The sequence below is a fragment of the Escherichia sp. E2586 genome, from assembly GCF_005781105.1.
Lineage (GTDB): Bacteria > Pseudomonadota > Gammaproteobacteria > Enterobacterales > Enterobacteriaceae > Escherichia.
In genome coordinates this window covers 35,080-48,614 of record NZ_VATN01000025.1, presented here as the reverse complement: position 1 = coordinate 48,614, position 13,535 = coordinate 35,080, and the positions used below count along the sequence as shown (strand labels likewise).

At 52.9% G+C, this 13,535-nt stretch carries 16 protein-coding genes and 1 tRNA gene; 11 read left to right on the top strand and 6 right to left on the bottom strand.

The window, feature by feature from the left end:
• Positions 1 to 75: 75 nt before the first annotated feature.
• Complete coding sequence (locus FEK50_RS21235) at positions 76 to 738, bottom strand: DUF2057 family protein (protein WP_130205387.1); 663 nt, start codon at positions 736 to 738, stop codon at positions 76 to 78.
• 172 nt (positions 739 to 910) lie between these two features.
• On the opposite strand from FEK50_RS21235, the gene FEK50_RS21230 reads away from it, so the two are divergent.
• The gene (locus FEK50_RS21230) at positions 911 to 1,324 is read left to right on the top strand and encodes a CoA-binding protein (protein WP_064528416.1); all 414 of its coding nucleotides are present in this window, start codon (positions 911 to 913) and stop codon (positions 1,322 to 1,324) included.
• 44 nt (positions 1,325 to 1,368) lie between these two features.
• On the opposite strand, the gene hspQ is transcribed toward FEK50_RS21230, so the two are convergent.
• Both hspQ and rlmI read right to left on the bottom strand, forming a co-directional pair.
• Entirely contained in the window at positions 1,369 to 1,686 is a 318-nt protein-coding gene (gene hspQ, locus FEK50_RS21225; protein ID WP_001295356.1) for a heat shock protein HspQ, read from the bottom strand.
• Between the two features lie 57 nt (positions 1,687 to 1,743).
• Positions 1,744 to 2,934, bottom strand: a complete 1,191-nt coding sequence (gene rlmI / locus FEK50_RS21220) for a 23S rRNA (cytosine(1962)-C(5))-methyltransferase RlmI (RefSeq protein ID WP_064528417.1) — start codon at positions 2,932 to 2,934, stop codon at positions 1,744 to 1,746.
• A 94-nt stretch (positions 2,935 to 3,028) separates the two neighbouring features.
• Here rlmI and yccX point away from each other — a divergent pair, with 94 nt between their 5' ends.
• A complete protein-coding gene (gene yccX, locus FEK50_RS21215) occupies positions 3,029 to 3,307 on the top strand; it encodes an acylphosphatase (RefSeq protein WP_131162314.1) in 279 nt (92 codons plus the stop codon).
• Here yccX and tusE read toward each other — a convergent pair.
• The 3 genes from tusE to FEK50_RS21200 all read right to left on the bottom strand — a co-directional run bounded on the left by tusE (position 3,304) and on the right by FEK50_RS21200 (position 4,670).
• On the bottom strand, positions 3,304 to 3,633 hold the full coding sequence (gene tusE / locus FEK50_RS21210) for a sulfurtransferase TusE (RefSeq protein ID WP_000904443.1): 330 nt from the start codon (positions 3,631 to 3,633) through the stop codon (positions 3,304 to 3,306). The two genes, yccX and tusE, sit on opposite strands and share 4 nt — an antisense overlap.
• A 91-nt stretch (positions 3,634 to 3,724) precedes the next feature.
• Positions 3,725 to 4,384 carry an FtsH protease modulator YccA gene (gene yccA, locus FEK50_RS21205; RefSeq protein WP_131162313.1) on the bottom strand — a complete coding sequence of 220 codons (660 nt, stop codon included), beginning with the start codon at positions 4,382 to 4,384 and terminating at the stop codon, positions 3,725 to 3,727.
• A gap of 198 nt (positions 4,385 to 4,582) precedes the next feature.
• Positions 4,583 to 4,670, bottom strand: a tRNA-Ser gene (locus FEK50_RS21200).
• A 404-nt stretch (positions 4,671 to 5,074) separates the two neighbouring features.
• Between FEK50_RS21200 and hyaA the strand changes: the two genes are divergently transcribed.
• From hyaA to cbdX, 9 genes are all read left to right on the top strand, one after another.
• Positions 5,075 to 6,193, top strand: a complete 1,119-nt coding sequence (hyaA, locus tag FEK50_RS21190; RefSeq protein ID WP_010344442.1) for a hydrogenase 1 small subunit — start codon at positions 5,075 to 5,077, stop codon at positions 6,191 to 6,193.
• The gene (gene hyaB, locus FEK50_RS21185; protein ID WP_131162312.1) at positions 6,190 to 7,983 is read left to right on the top strand and encodes a Ni/Fe-hydrogenase large subunit; all 1,794 of its coding nucleotides are present in this window, start codon (positions 6,190 to 6,192) and stop codon (positions 7,981 to 7,983) included. Before hyaA ends, hyaB begins: the two co-directional genes overlap by 4 nt.
• An 18-nt stretch (positions 7,984 to 8,001) precedes the next feature.
• A complete protein-coding gene (hyaC, locus tag FEK50_RS21180; protein WP_130205393.1) occupies positions 8,002 to 8,712 on the top strand; it encodes a Ni/Fe-hydrogenase b-type cytochrome subunit in 711 nt (236 codons plus the stop codon).
• A complete protein-coding gene (gene hyaD / locus FEK50_RS21175) occupies positions 8,709 to 9,296 on the top strand; it encodes a hydrogenase 1 maturation protease (protein ID WP_131162311.1) in 588 nt (195 codons plus the stop codon). The genes hyaC and hyaD overlap by 4 nt, the downstream gene beginning before the upstream one ends.
• On the top strand, positions 9,293 to 9,691 hold the full coding sequence (hyaE, locus tag FEK50_RS21170) for a hydrogenase-1 operon protein HyaE (protein WP_131162310.1): 399 nt from the start codon (positions 9,293 to 9,295) through the stop codon (positions 9,689 to 9,691). The genes hyaD and hyaE overlap by 4 nt, the downstream gene beginning before the upstream one ends.
• On the top strand, positions 9,688 to 10,545 hold the full coding sequence (locus FEK50_RS21165) for a hydrogenase expression/formation protein (RefSeq protein WP_131162309.1): 858 nt from the start codon (positions 9,688 to 9,690) through the stop codon (positions 10,543 to 10,545). The genes hyaE and FEK50_RS21165 overlap by 4 nt, the downstream gene beginning before the upstream one ends.
• 134 nt (positions 10,546 to 10,679) lie before the next feature.
• Positions 10,680 to 12,224 (top strand): cytochrome bd-II oxidase subunit 1, encoded by a 1,545-nt coding sequence (appC, locus tag FEK50_RS21160; protein WP_131162308.1) that lies wholly within the window; start codon positions 10,680 to 10,682, stop codon positions 12,222 to 12,224.
• A gap of 11 nt (positions 12,225 to 12,235) precedes the next feature.
• Entirely contained in the window at positions 12,236 to 13,372 is a 1,137-nt protein-coding gene (gene appB, locus FEK50_RS21155) for a cytochrome d ubiquinol oxidase subunit II (protein WP_131162307.1), read from the top strand.
• Positions 13,373 to 13,384: 12 nt separating this feature from the next.
• Positions 13,385 to 13,477, top strand: a complete 93-nt coding sequence (gene cbdX, locus FEK50_RS21150; protein ID WP_032161491.1) for a cytochrome bd-II oxidase subunit CbdX — start codon at positions 13,385 to 13,387, stop codon at positions 13,475 to 13,477.
• Positions 13,478 to 13,535: the final 58 nt, after the last annotated feature.

Here is a 13,535-nt window from a genome sequence, read left to right as displayed (position 1 = left end):
TTTCCTACAGACTACTGTAAGCACTTATCGCTGCAAGATAAAGACTGAAAAAGCCTGCGCACAGGCACAAAAATCTCAGGAAGAAGGTTGTTTTTCCGCCCATTGCAGAAAGTTATTACGCGTTTGTGGGTCAGCCAGTTTAAACCAATACTTCAGCCGTTGTTCAGTGAGCACCTGTGACTGCGGAGGAATCGCATCCAGTTCCGAAACGCCGGAGAGCAGTGTACTGTCGTCCGCCATCATAGTGGCAAATTGCGGTAGCGAAGCGCGTTTTGCGGATTTGTTATAGCGTTCGACTTCCAGCTCATAATCGATTGTTTTCCCGGCAGAGGTAATGGCGAGAATATCCAGCTTCACCGGAATCGGCGTCGCATCGCCATCTAACAATTCAAGGTTCGGCGCTGCGTCAAAATGGTTCGCTTCTCGTTCATTCTCCAGGCGAGGGAGACGAAAATTCACCTGACTAATGAGCTGGGTATTAAAGCTAACGACCAGCGGCGGGGAGATATAAAGTCGTTCTTCGTTACTGGAAAGATGGATTGTCTTTTCAACGCGAAACACTAACTGATGTGGTCCATTATCCAGTTCGATGCTATCAGCACCGCGAAGCAGAGAACTGGAAACCTTTTTGCCGTCGAGTATCAGGAGATCAACATCGCTGGATAGCCGCAGTGTGGTGGCAAAAACGGATACCGGCAAACACAGTGCAATCAAGGTGGTCATAATGCCGGTTTTCATAGGTAGCTCCTGTCCAAAGACCGCCCGACTAATAATGTATCAAAATTTTTCTTTAATCATACTTACTAACATATAGACATGTTTTCTGCTTTTGCTCTCATACATTCGTAGTAGCTACATGGTTGGCATGTCGGGATTGTCGTACACTTTGGTAAATAGTCTGGAGGAAATGATGAAAGAAACCGATATTGCAGGCATTTTAACGTCCACTCGCACCATTGCGCTGGTGGGAGCAAGTGACAAACCCGATCGTCCAAGTTATCGCGTAATGAAGTATCTGCTCGATCAGGGCTATCACGTTATTCCCGTCTCCCCAAAGGTCGCCGGTAAAACGCTGTTAGGCCAGCAAGGTTACGGCACGCTGGCGGAGGTTCCGGAAAAAGTGGATATGGTCGATGTTTTCCGTAATTCAGAAGCAGCATGGGGCGTGGCGCAGGAGGCGATCGCTATTGGTGCGAAAACCTTATGGATGCAACTGGGTGTTATAAATGAACAGGCGGCAGTGCTGGCGCGTGATGCAGGGCTAAACGTGGTGATGGATCGCTGCCCGGCGATTGAGATCCCTCGTCTGGGCCTGGCGAAATAAAAAATACCCGGAAGGCGAAAACCTTCCGGGCATGTTTATGAGGATTAGTTACGCAGACGCGGCGCCTGGAGTTGTTTGCGGATAGTCTGCGCTAGCTCATCCATTGACGGTTGCTCTGGATGTTCATCCTGCAATTCGCTACTTAGCTGGGCTTCAGCCAGGTAGGTATGAACCGGTAGGCCGTTGTCATCCTCCATCACCACGTGATACCACGGAGCGGCGCGAAGCTCGTCATTCACCGCCAGCTCATCAGGCGACGGTTCAGAGAGCGAGTAAACCGGGTCGATATCCACGACCACTCCGAGATAACCTAACAGGGAATGGCGGACCTGCTGGCCGATACCGAATTTGCTGGCAATCATAGTCACCTCCCGGGAAATCTTTACCTTTGATATATGGGCAAAATTTCACTTTTCAAGTTACATGACGCGACAGGCAAACCCTTTCAGATATAGCCCTTCCGGGTAGGTAGCGATCACCGGGTGATCGGCGGCCTGACGGAACTGCTCTATAAATTGTACATCACGACCGGCATCAATTGCGGCGTCAGCGATGATTTTCTGAAATAAATCGCTGGTCATCAGGCCAGAACATGAGAAAGTCAGGAGAACTCCGCCTTCATTCAACAGCTGAATGGCCAGCATGTTGATGTCTTTATAGCCACGGCATGCGCCCATCAACTGGCTTTTATTCTCAACAAACTTCGGTGGGTCCATCACGATAACGTCAAATTTTTCACCGCGATCGCGATAGGTACGCAGCAATTTAAAGACGTCATCACGGACAAACTCAGCCTTGCTCAGATCCAGCTTGTTCAGCTCAACGTTCTGCCGCGCGATATCCAGGGCTTCCTGCGAAGTATCGACACTGACTACCTGGCTGCATCCACCCATTAATGCCGAGACGGCGAAACCACCGGTATAGGAGAAACAGTTGAGTACGCGCTTATTTTCAACGTAGCGGCGGGTAGCCAGGCGGCTGTCACGCTGATCCAAGTAGTAGCCCGTTTTGTGGCCGTGTTGAATGTCCACCAGCAGCTTCATACCGTGTTCTTCAATCGGCAGCAGGGCAGGTGGCAGCTCGCCGGTAACGGGACCCTGGGTCAGCTCCATACCTTCTTTTTTACGTACAGCGACGTCGCTGCGGTCGTAAATTGCGCACTCCGGATAGAGCGTTTGCAGGGCGCTAATTAATGCCGCGCGCTGATACTCTGCGCCAGCACTCAGCAGTTGCAGCACCAGAAAATTGCCGAAGCGGTCGATAGTAATGCCAGGCAGGCCATCAGATTCGCCAGCAATTAAACGATAGCTGTCGAGGCCATCTTTTTTCGCCAGCCAGTCGCGCCACTTTTGCGCCTGTTGTAAACGGCGAGTAAAAAAGGCAATGTCGATGGATTCTGACGGGTCAAACGTCCAGACGCGCGCACGGATTTGCGATGCTGGCGAATAAGCGCCGCGTGCTAACCATTTTCCCTGATGATCAACAATATCGATGGTTTCTCCGAGGCTGGCTTTACCTTCCATTCGGGCAACGGCGCCGGAAAAGACCCACGGATGGCGACGAAGTAATGATTTTTCGCGCCCTTTGGCTAACACTAAACGTACACTCATAATTAACTATTCTGTCGATGCAAAGAAATGGGCGCCATTGTCCGGAGTTTTCCATGGATTTGCAACGCGTCCATTAAGGATAAGGGGAGCAGTCATGTCGAAAGTCTGCATAATTGCCTGGGTATACGGCCGGGTTCAGGGCGTAGGGTTTCGCTATACCACCCAGTACGAAGCGAAAAGATTGGGATTAACCGGTTACGCCAAAAATCTTGACGATGGCAGCGTGGAAGTCGTTGCCTGCGGTGAAGACGGGCAGGTGGAAAAATTAATGCAGTGGTTAAAAAGCGGCGGCCCGCGTTCAGCGCGTGTGGAACGGGTGCTTAGCGAGCCGCATCATCCCTCCGGGGAGTTAACGGATTTTCGTATTCGTTAAATGCATTTCACCGGTTTAGGCAGGCCAGCAATTTTGGTGGCTTGCTTTGCCGGGCCTTTCGGGAACAGTCGGTACAGATAACGGCTATTGCCTTTCTCTTCACCAAATTTATTCGCCATCGCTTTAACCAGCATACGAATTGCCGGAGAGGTATTAAATTCCAGGTAGAAGTCACGCACAAAACGCACCACCTCCCAGTGTTCTGGCGACAGTGTAATACCTTCGTTCTCTGCAATGACCACCGCCAGTGGTTCGCTCCACTGGCTACTCTCTTTGAGATAGCCTTCGGTATCGGTTTCTATCTCTTTACCTTCGAAGATCAGCATAATTATTTACTACCTTAGTCAGACTGGCGGCAGTGTAACAAAAAACAAAGCCCCGCATAAAGCGAGGCTCAGAAAGAGATAGCGGGCGAGATTAATCGCGGCTGGCGAAGCCCAGAATGCTCAACAGGCTAACGAAGATGTTATACAGCGACACATACAGGCTCACAGTGGCACGAATGTAGTTCGTTTCACCGCCGTGGATGATGTTGCTGGTTTCAAACAGAATTGCGCCAGAGGAGATCAGAATGAACACCGCGCTGATCGCCAGATGCAGAGCAGGCAGTTGCAGGAAGATATTCGCTACCATCCCGATCAGGACAACAACAATACCTGCCATCAGCATACCGCCGAGGAACGACATATCCTTGCGAGTGGTCAGCACATACGCAGAGCAGCAGAAGAACACTAATGCCGTACCGCCCAACGCCATGGCAATTACGTCACCCATTCCGGCTGACAGATAGGTGTTCAGAATTGGCCCGAGGATATAACCCAGAAAACCGGTAAACGCGAACGCGGAGATAATCCCGGTCGGCTTATTCGCCGTTTTATAGGTCAGGAACATCAAACCATACATACCCACCAGCGTCAGAATCAGCCCCGGAGATGGCAGCATCAAAATCGTACTGGCCGTCGCGGTAATCGCCGAAAAGGCCAGTGTCAGGCTCAGGAGAAAATAGGTATTACGCAGCACCTTATGGGTGCTAAGCAGCGATGTACGGTCATGTGAAGAACTAACAATACGATCCATTGAGTCACTCTCTATGACAGATGTAATTAATGAAGCAGCATAATGATAATGCCGAAAGCTACCCAGAGGTTTTACCCATCTTTACGCATTTGATCTGGAACAGGTTTAGCAGAGGATGGTTAAGCCACTGAGTGTGGTATAGCATTTTGACAGGCAAAAGAAAAAGGGGTTAGCATTTAGCTAACCCCTTATCTTATTTGGCGGAAGCGCAGAGATTCGAACTCTGGAACCCTTTCGGGTCGCCGGTTTTCAAGACCGGTGCCTTCAACCGCTCGGCCACACTTCCGGAATGACGCGAACTATAAACATCCCGATGCGTCGTGTAAACCCCCAATTTGTTTGTTTGCTTGAAAAACAGACAAATGCGCGTTGATTGCGTGAAATAACAGCAATTTGGGTATTCTGTCGCCATAAAAATGAGCTCGTAATCGTTCTGCGCCAAACCTTAAGGAAAATAAGGCCCATTTTTATCGCTAAAAGACAAATCCACACAGTTTGTATTGTTTTGTGCAAAAGTTTCACTACGCTTTATTAACAATACTTTCTGGCGACGTGCGCCAGTGCAGAAGGATGAGCTTTCGTTTTCAGCCTCTCACGTAAAACGATGGTTTGCCTTGCTACAGGGACGTCGCTTGCCGACCATAAGCGCCCGGCGTCCTGCTGGTGTCGCAAGGAGAAGAGACGTGCGATATGAATAACGAGGAGACATTTTACCAGGCCATGCGGCGTCAGGGGGTCACCCGGCGCAGCTTTCTCAAATATTGCAGTCTGGCTGCAACCTCGCTGGGATTAGGCGCGGGAATGGCACCAAAGATTGCCTGGGCGCTGGAAAATAAACCGCGCATTCCGGTGGTATGGATCCACGGTCTGGAATGCACCTGCTGTACCGAATCTTTTATCCGCTCCGCTCACCCACTGGCGAAGGATGTCATTCTTTCCCTTATTTCTCTCGACTACGACGATACTCTGATGGCTGCCGCCGGAACTCAGGCGGAAGAAGTCTTTGAAGACATCATCACACAATACAATGGTAAATATATCCTTGCGGTGGAGGGCAATCCGCCACTGGGTGAGCAGGGGATGTTCTGTATCAGCAGCGGTAGGCCGTTTATTGAAAAACTCAAACGTGCCGCTGCCGGAGCCAGTGCGATTATCGCATGGGGAACCTGCGCTTCATGGGGCTGCGTGCAGGCCGCGCGGCCCAATCCGACGCAGGCAACGCCTATCGACAAAGTCATCACCGACAAACCCATTATCAAAGTGCCTGGCTGCCCGCCAATCCCGGATGTGATGAGCGCCATCATTACTTACATGGTGACGTTCGATCGCCTGCCGGATGTCGACAGAATGGGGCGTCCGCTGATGTTCTATGGTCAGCGTATTCACGATAAATGCTATCGCCGCGCCCACTTCGACGCCGGAGAGTTTGTGCAGAGTTGGGATGATGACGCGGCGCGTAAAGGTTACTGCCTGTACAAAATGGGCTGCAAAGGGCCAACTACGTATAACGCCTGTTCCTCTACCCGCTGGAACGATGGCGTTTCCTTCCCGATTCAGTCTGGTCACGGTTGTCTTGGCTGTTCTGAAAATGGCTTCTGGGATCGCGGCTCGTTCTACAGCCGCGTGGTCGATATTCCGCAAATGGGGACTCATTCCACCGCCGATACCGTCGGCTTAACTGCGCTTGGCGTGGTGGCTGCGGCGGTTGGCGTACATGCAGTCGCCAGCGCCGTTGACCAGCGCAGACGTCATAACCAGCAACTTGCAGAAGCAGAACAACAGCCGGGCAACGAGGATAAACAGGCATGAGCACTCAGTACGAAACTCAGGGATACACCATCAACAATGCCGGACGCCGCCTGGTGGTAGATCCGATCACGCGCATCGAAGGCCATATGCGCTGTGAAGTAAATATCAACGATCAGAATGAGATAACCAATGCCGTCTCCTGCGGCACGATGTTTCGCGGGCTGGAGATCATCCTGCAAGGGCGCGATCCGCGCGATGCGTGGGCGTTCGTTGAACGTATCTGTGGCGTCTGTACCGGCGTACACGCTCTGGCTTCGGTTTACGCCATCGAAGATGCCATCGGTATTAAAGTGCCGGACAACGCCAATATCATCCGCAATATTATGCTGGCAACGCTCTGGTGCCACGATCACCTGGTGCATTTCTATCAGCTCGCCGGGATGGACTGGATCGATGTGTTAGATGCGCTGAAAGCCGATCCGCGGAAAACCTCCGAACTGGCGCAAAGCCTCTCTTCGTGGCCGAAATCGTCCCCTGGCTATTTCTTCGACGTACAAAACCGACTGAAGAAATTTGTTGAAGGCGGGCAGTTGGGGATCTTCCGTAACGGCTACTGGGGCCATCCGCAATATAAACTGCCGCCAGAAGCCAACCTGATGGGCTTTGCCCACTATCTCGAAGCTCTCGATTTTCAGCGTGAAATTGTCAAAATACACGCGGTCTTTGGCGGTAAAAACCCTCATCCAAACTGGATTGTCGGCGGGATGCCATGCGCAATTAACATTGACGAAAGCGGCGCGGTCGGCGCGGTCAATATGGAACGCCTGAACCTGGTGCAGTCGATTATCACCCGTACGGCGGACTTCATTAATAACGTGATGATCCCCGACGCTTTAGCCATCGGCCAGTTCAACAAACCGTGGAGCGAAATCGGCACGGGCCTTTCGGATCAATGCGTCCTCAGCTACGGTGCGTTCCCCGATATCGCCAACGACTTTGGCGAAAAAAGTCTGTTGATGCCTGGCGGCGCAGTAATTAACGGCGACTTCAAAAACGTGTTGCCAGTGGATTTGGTTGATCCGCAGCAGGTGCAGGAGTTTGTCGATCACGCCTGGTATCGTTATCCCGACGATCGGGTCGGGCGTCATCCGTTCGATGGTATTACTGATCCGTGGTACAACCCCGGCGATGTCAAAGGCAGTGACACCAACATTCAGCAGCTGAATGAACAGGAACGCTACTCGTGGATCAAAGCGCCACGCTGGCGCGGTCATGCGATGGAAGTGGGGCCGCTGGCGCGCACGTTGATCGCTTACCACAAAGGCGATGCGGCAACCGTTGAGTCGGTCGATCGCATGATGTCGGCGTTGAACCTGCCGCTTTATGGCATCCAGTCAACGTTGGGCCGCATTTTGTGCCGCGCGCACGAAGCGCAGTGGGCCGCAGGTAAGTTGCAATACTTCTTTGACAAGCTGATGACCAACCTGAAAAACGGCAACCTCGCCACCGCCTCCACTGAAAAATGGGAGCCTGCGACCTGGCCGAAAGAGTGCCGGGGCGTCGGTTTTACCGAAGCGCCGCGCGGGGCGTTAGGTCACTGGGCCGCCATTCGCGATGGCAAGATTGATCTCTATCAGTGCGTGGTGCCGACCACCTGGAACGCCAGCCCGCGCGATCCCAAAGGGCAAATTGGTGCGTATGAAGCGGCGCTGATGAACACCAAAATGGCTATTCCTGAACAGCCGCTGGAAATCCTGCGTACTTTGCACAGCTTCGACCCGTGCCTCGCCTGTTCAACTCACGTGCTGGGCGACGATGGCAGCGAGCTTATCTCCGTGCAGGTGCGTTAACAGCGAAGGAGAATCATCATGCAACAGAAAAGCGACAACGTTGTCAGCCACTATGTCTTTGAAGCGCCCGTGCGGATCTGGCACTGGCTGACAGTGCTGTGCATGGCAGTGTTGATGGTTACTGGCTACTTTATTGGTAAACCGCTGCCTTCGGTCAGCGGCGAGGCGACTTATCTGTTCTACATGGGGTACATCCGGTTAATTCACTTCAGTGCCGGGATGATTTTTACTGTGATATTACTGATGCGGATCTACTGGGCATTTGTTGGTAATCGCTACTCACGCGAGCTGTTCATCGTGCCAGTGTGGCGTAAACGCTGGTGGCTGGGCGTGTGGTATGAAATCCGCTGGTATCTGTTTCTGGCAAAACGCCCGAGTGCTGATATTGGTCATAATCCCATCGCCCAGGCCGCGATGTTCGGCTATTTCCTGATGTCCGTTTTTATGATCGTCACCGGTTTTGCGCTGTTCAGCGAACATAGTCAGTATGCCATCTTCACACCGTTCCGTTACGTGGTGGAATTTTTCTACTGGACGGGCGGCAACTCAATGGACATTCACAGCTGGCATCGGCTGGGGATGTGGCTGATTGGCGCGTTTGTGATCGGTCATGTGTACATGGCGCTGCGTGAAGACATCATGTCTGATGACACGGTGATCTCCACTATGGTGAATGGCTACCGCAGCCACAAATTTTTTAAAGTCAAAAGCAACAAGGAGCGTTCATGAGCGAGCAACGCGTGGTGGTAATGGGGCTGGGTAACCTGCTGTGGGCCGATGAAGGCTTCGGCGTGCGGGTGGCAGAACGGCTGTATGCCCATTATCACTGGCCCGAGGAAGTGGAGATTGTTGATGGCGGCACTCAGGGGCTGAACTTGCTGGGCTATGTCGAAAGCGCCAGCCACTTGTTGATTCTCGATGCCATTGATTATGGGCTGGAGCCAGGAACGCTACGAACCTATGCCGGAGAACGTATTCCGGCCTATCTCAGTGCGAAGAAAATGAGCCTGCACCAGAACAGTTTCTCCGAAGTGCTGGCGCTGGCAGATATCCGCGGACATCTGCCAGCACATATTGCCCTCGTCGGCCTGCAACCCGCGATGCTCGACGACTACGGCGGCAGCCTGAGCGAACTGGCGCGAGAGCAACTGCCCGCTGCGGAACAGACGGCGCTGGTACAGCTGGCTGAGTGGGGAGTTGTACCGCAACCGACTGAGGAGTCTCGTTGTCTCAATTATGACTGTCTGTCGATGGAAAATTACGAAGGCGTTCGCTTGCGCCAGTACCGGATGACGCTGGAGGAGCAGGGATGAGCAACGACACGCCATTTGATGCGTTGTGGCAACGAATGCTGGCGCGCGGCTGGACGCAGGTTAGTGAATCCTGTCTTGATGACTGGCTTACGCAAGCGCCAGACGGCGTGGTGTTGTTAAGCTGTGACCCAAAACGGACGCCTGAAGTCAGCGACAATCCGGTAATGATCGGCGAGCTACTGCGCGAGTTTCGAGACTATGCGTGGAAGGTGGCGATTGCCGATCTTGAGCAGAGCGAAGTCATTGGCGATCGCTTTGGTGTTTTTCGCTTTCCCGCCACCCTGGTGTTTACCGGCGGTAGCTATCGCGGCGTGTTGAACGGCATTCACCCGTGGGCGGAGCTGATAAACCTGATGCGTGGGCTTGTCGAACCGCAACAGGAGCGAGCCTCATGAGCGACACTTTCTTCCATCTGCTGGGACCGGGAACACAACCTGGCGACGATAGTTTCAGCATGAATCCACTGCCGATCACCTGTCAGGTGAATGATGAACCGAGTATGGCGGCACTGGAGCAATGTGCTCACAGCCCGCAGGTGATGGCGCTGTTAAACGAGTTGCAACATCAACTAAGCGAACGTCAGCTACCGCTGGGCGAGGTGCTGGCAGTCGATCTGTTAAATCTCAACGCCGACGATCGTCATTTCATCAATACGCTGCTTGGGGAAGGGGAAGTATCAGTGCGCATCCAGCACGCTGACGGCAGTGAAAGTGAAATTCAGGAGGCGATCTTCTGTGGATTATGGCGTGTACGCAGACGTCGCGGCGAACAGTTGCTGGAGGACAAACTGGAGGCTGGCTGCGCGCCGCTGGCGTTGTGGCAGGCGGCAACGCAAAACGCGCTGCCGACAGATTCGCTATTACCGCCCCCCATCAATGGCCTGATGAATGGCTTACCGCTGGCCCATGAGTTGCTGGCGCATGTACGAAACCCCGACGCGCAGCCGCACAGTATTAACCTGACGCAGTTACCCATCAGCGAAGCTGACCGGCTTTTTCTGTCGCGTCTTTGCGGACCGGGCAATATTCAGATTCGGACCATTGGCTACGGCGAGAGCTATATCAACGCTACGGGATTACGCCATGTCTGGCATTTACGCTGTATGGACACCTTAAAAGGCCCTCTGCTTGAGAGTTATGAAATCTGCCCGATACCCGAAGTTGTGCTGGCTGCGCCGGAAGATCTGGCGGACTCTGCGCAGCGTCTCGGCGAGGTTTGTCAGTGGCTGGCGGAAAGCGCACAACAGTAAAAACGGTGGCAAATATCGCTTTCGGTCCTGTGAATATCGCAATTAGCGAATACAACTACCTACAAACTGTAAGGATAAAAAGAGGGATCTACTATTAAAGGGTTATTACCCTCTCTTCGCCTACAGGAGTTAGCATGTGGGATGTTATTGACTTATCGCGCTGGCAGTTTGCGCTGACCGCGCTGTATCACTTTTTATTTGTGCCCCTTACCCTGGGGCTGATTTTTTTGCTGGCCATCATGGAAACTATTTACGTGGTTACCGGCAAAACAATCTACCGCGATATGACGCGTTTCTGGGGTAAGCTCTTCGGTATCAACTTTGCTCTCGGCGTGGCCACCGGCCTGACGATGGAGTTTCAGTTTGGTACTAACTGGTCATTCTATTCCAACTATGTAGGCGACATTTTCGGCGCACCGCTGGCGATGGAAGCATTAATGGCCTTCTTCCTCGAATCCACTTTTGTTGGTCTGTTCTTCTTCGGCTGGCAACGCCTGAACAAATATCAACACCTGTTGGTCACCTGGCTGGTGGCATTCGGTTCAAATATCTCCGCATTGTGGATCTTGAATGCCAATGGCTGGATGCAGTTCCCGACCGGGGCGCATTTCGATATCGATACCCTACGTATGGAGATGACCAGCTTCAGCGATCTGGTCTTTAACCCTGTCAGCCAGGTGAAATTTGTGCACACGGTGATGGCAGGTTATGTGACCGGGGCGATGTTCATTATGGCGATCAGCGCGTGGTATTTGCTGCGTGGGCGGGAGCGCGACGTTGCACTCCGCTCGTTTGCCATCGGTTCTGTCTTCGGGACCCTGGCGATAATCGGCGCGCTGCAACTCGGAGACAGCTCTGCATATGAAGTCGCACGAGTACAGCCGGTAAAACTGGCGGCGATGGAAGGGGAGTGGCAAACCGAACCAGCACCCGCGCCGTTCCATCTCGTAGCCTGGCCGGAACAGGATCAAGAACGCAACGCTTTTGCCATTAAAATCCCAGCCCTGTTAGGGATCCTCGCCACTCATTCATTGGATAAACCTGTTCCCGGGCTGAAAAATTTGATGGCCGAAACCTACCCACGGCTGCAACGGGGACGCATAGCCTGGCTGTTAATGCAGGAGATATCGCAGGGCAACCGCGAGCCGCATGTATTACAGGCGTTTCGCGAGTTAGAAGGCGATCTCGGTTACGGCATGCTGCTCTCTCGTTATGCACCGGATATGAATCATGTCACTGCTGCGCAGTACCAGGCGGCGATGCGTGGCGCAATCCCGCAAGTTGCGCCGGTATTCTGGAGTTTCCGCATCATGGTTGGCTGCGGTTCGCTGCTGTTACTGGTGATGCTGATTGCGCTCGTCCAGACGCTGCGCGGCAAAATCGATCAACATCGCTGGGTGCTGAAAATGGCGCTCTGGAGTTTGCCACTGCCGTGGATTGCCATTGAGGCCGGGTGGTTTATGACCGAGTTTGGTCGTCAGCCGTGGGCGATTCAGGACATCTTACCGACATACTCCGCGCACTCTGCATTAACCACGGGCCAACTGGCCTTCTCTCTGATCATGATCGTAGGGCTTTACACCCTGTTCTTAATCGCCGAAGTCTACCTGATGCAGAAATATGCCCGCCTGGGGCCGAGTGCGATGCAGAGTGAACAACCAGCGCAGCAACAGGGGTAAAGGAGAGAGTCATGTTTGATTATGAAACATTACGGTTCATCTGGTGGCTGCTGATGGGCGTCATCCTGGTGGTCTTTATGGTCACCGACGGATTTGATATGGGGATCGGTTGTCTGCTGCCACTGGTGGCGCGTGACGATGATGAACGCCGGATAGTGATCAACAGCGTTGGCGCTCACTGGGAGGGTAACCAGGTCTGGCTGATCCTCGCAGGTGGGGCATTATTTGCCGCCTGGCCCAGAGTCTACGCAGCGGCGTTTTCTGGCTTTTATGTGGCGATGATCCTGGTGCTGTGCTCGCTGTTCTTCCGCCCGTTAGCTTTTGATTATCGCGGCAAAATAGCGGATGCCCGCTGGCGCAAAATGTGGGATGCCGGTCTGGTCATTGGTAGTCTGGTCCCGCCTGTGGTCTTTGGTATTGCGTTTGGTAACTTGTTACTTGGCGTGCCGTTTAGCTTCACACCACAATTACGCGTGGAGTATCTCGGTAGCTTCTGGCAGTTGCTGACGCCATTCCCTTTGCTGTGCGGCTTGCTCAGTCTGGGTATGGTGATTTTGCAAGGGGGCGTCTGGTTGCAGCTGAAAACCGTTGGCGCTATTCATCTGCGTTCACAACTGGCGACCAAACGCGCCGCGCTGTTGGTGATGCTCTGCTTCCTGCTGGCGGGATACTGGCTGTGGGTCGGTATTGATGGCTTTGTGTTACTCGCTCAGGATGTCAACGGTCCGTCCAATCCACTGATGAAAATGGTGACGGTACTGCCAGGCGCCTGGATGAATAACTTCATCGAATCGCCAGTCTTGTGGATCTTCCCACTGCTCGGTTTCTTCTGCCCGTTACTGACGTCGATGGCAATTTATCGTGGCCGCCCCGGTTGGGGATTTCTGATGGCGTCGTTGATGCAATTTGGTGTGATTTTCACCGCTGGCATTACGTTATTTCCCTTTGTTATGCCTTCGAGTATCAGTCCGATATCCAGCCTGACCGTGTGGGACAGTACCTCCAGCCAACTGACACTTAGCATTATGTTAGTAATTGTACTGATATTTTTGCCAATAGTGTTGCTCTACACTCTATGGAGCTACTACAAAATGTGGGGTCGTATGACGACTGAAACGCTGCGCCGTCACGATCATGAGCTGTACTAAGGAGCATGAACAATGTGGTATCTATTGTGGTTCGTCGGCATTTTGTTGATGTGTTCGCTTTCTACCGTCGTGTTGGTATGGCTGGATCCGCGTCTGAAGGGATGACTGGCGTACAACGAACTTAGGCCTGATACGACGCGTCGCATCAGGCAGTCATGTCGGA

Bases quoted from the DNA above. Each gene is read 5' to 3' on its own strand.
- FEK50_RS21235 (WP_130205387.1), bottom strand. From the start codon at position 738: ATGAAAACCGGCATTATGACCACCTTGATTGCACTGTGTTTGCCGGTA.
- FEK50_RS21230 (WP_064528416.1), top strand. From the start codon at position 911: ATGAAAGAAACCGATATTGCAGGCATTTTAACGTCCACTCGCACCATT.
- hspQ (WP_001295356.1), bottom strand. From the start codon at position 1,686: ATGATTGCCAGCAAATTCGGTATCGGCCAGCAGGTCCGCCATTCCCTG.
- rlmI (WP_064528417.1), bottom strand. From the start codon at position 2,934: ATGAGTGTACGTTTAGTGTTAGCCAAAGGGCGCGAAAAATCATTACTT.
- yccX (WP_131162314.1), top strand. From the start codon at position 3,029: ATGTCGAAAGTCTGCATAATTGCCTGGGTATACGGCCGGGTTCAGGGC.
- tusE (WP_000904443.1), bottom strand. From the start codon at position 3,633: ATGCTGATCTTCGAAGGTAAAGAGATAGAAACCGATACCGAAGGCTAT.
- yccA (WP_131162313.1), bottom strand. From the start codon at position 4,384: ATGGATCGTATTGTTAGTTCTTCACATGACCGTACATCGCTGCTTAGC.
- hyaA (WP_010344442.1), top strand. From the start codon at position 5,075: ATGAATAACGAGGAGACATTTTACCAGGCCATGCGGCGTCAGGGGGTC.
- hyaB (WP_131162312.1), top strand. From the start codon at position 6,190: ATGAGCACTCAGTACGAAACTCAGGGATACACCATCAACAATGCCGGA.
- hyaC (WP_130205393.1), top strand. From the start codon at position 8,002: ATGCAACAGAAAAGCGACAACGTTGTCAGCCACTATGTCTTTGAAGCG.
- hyaD (WP_131162311.1), top strand. From the start codon at position 8,709: ATGAGCGAGCAACGCGTGGTGGTAATGGGGCTGGGTAACCTGCTGTGG.
- hyaE (WP_131162310.1), top strand. From the start codon at position 9,293: ATGAGCAACGACACGCCATTTGATGCGTTGTGGCAACGAATGCTGGCG.
- FEK50_RS21165 (WP_131162309.1), top strand. From the start codon at position 9,688: ATGAGCGACACTTTCTTCCATCTGCTGGGACCGGGAACACAACCTGGC.
- appC (WP_131162308.1), top strand. From the start codon at position 10,680: ATGTGGGATGTTATTGACTTATCGCGCTGGCAGTTTGCGCTGACCGCG.
- appB (WP_131162307.1), top strand. From the start codon at position 12,236: ATGTTTGATTATGAAACATTACGGTTCATCTGGTGGCTGCTGATGGGC.
- cbdX (WP_032161491.1), top strand. From the start codon at position 13,385: ATGTGGTATCTATTGTGGTTCGTCGGCATTTTGTTGATGTGTTCGCTT.